This window comes from Acinetobacter sp. GN11, from assembly GCF_054823985.1.
Genome location: NZ_JRVL01000334.1, coordinates 1 through 753 on the forward strand (window position 1 = coordinate 1; position 753 = coordinate 753).

Genomic DNA, 753 nt, shown 5'->3' on the forward strand with positions numbered 1-753 from the left:
TCAACATAGCCTCCCCATCCAAATGAGCCGATTTGTGGTTCTGATAAGCCGAATATTTCTTGTCGATAACTCAGCCTACCACCATCACTGGATACACTCGTAATCGCATTGACTCGGGTAGACGGTGTGTAGCGCAGCGCAAAGTAAATGCCATAGTCTTTGTGATTTTCATAATCTTTATACGCTGAGGTATAAAAGCCCCAGTTTTTGTTTAGGCTTCCACTTAAATTGGCAGACAATAACTTATAAGAGTTGTCGCTAAATTTAATCTGGTTATAACCTAGATAAGCGCTATACCCTTCGTAAAAGTTATAGCTCATCCCTGCCCTAAAAATCTCATCTGCCAGCGCACTGTAGCTCAGGTAGTTCTGCGGCTCAGAAGTCATCTGGTTATCTTTTAAATATCGAATTTGAGATACACGGGCAAGGTCAAAGTAGTTATCAAATACTTTGCGGTAACTGGTATTAAACGAAATATTCTTACTAATACGTCCTTCTAAACCGACTAGAGCAGAATAACCATTTTCATCTTTATACTGACTCGCTGCAATGTCAGCATTGATCACCCCAAAACCAAACAGATTCTTGGCAAAACCAGTGCCCAAGTTTGTTAGGCCGTCTGTTGAAGCCTCTGCACCACCGCTTAAAGTCAGTGAGTTACTGTAACCGTATCGAATCGCACCCGAAGCAAAAGTGGCATTATCATAATCGTTTGAATACAGCCCATAGTTATAGCGTGGAACCCCGACATCT

1 pseudogene is annotated in these 753 nt (G+C 41.8%); it reads right to left on the reverse strand.

From position 1 onward, the window contains the following. A pseudogene (locus tag NL42_RS18905) lies at window positions 1-753 on the reverse strand (fimbria/pilus outer membrane usher protein); the annotation flags it as partial.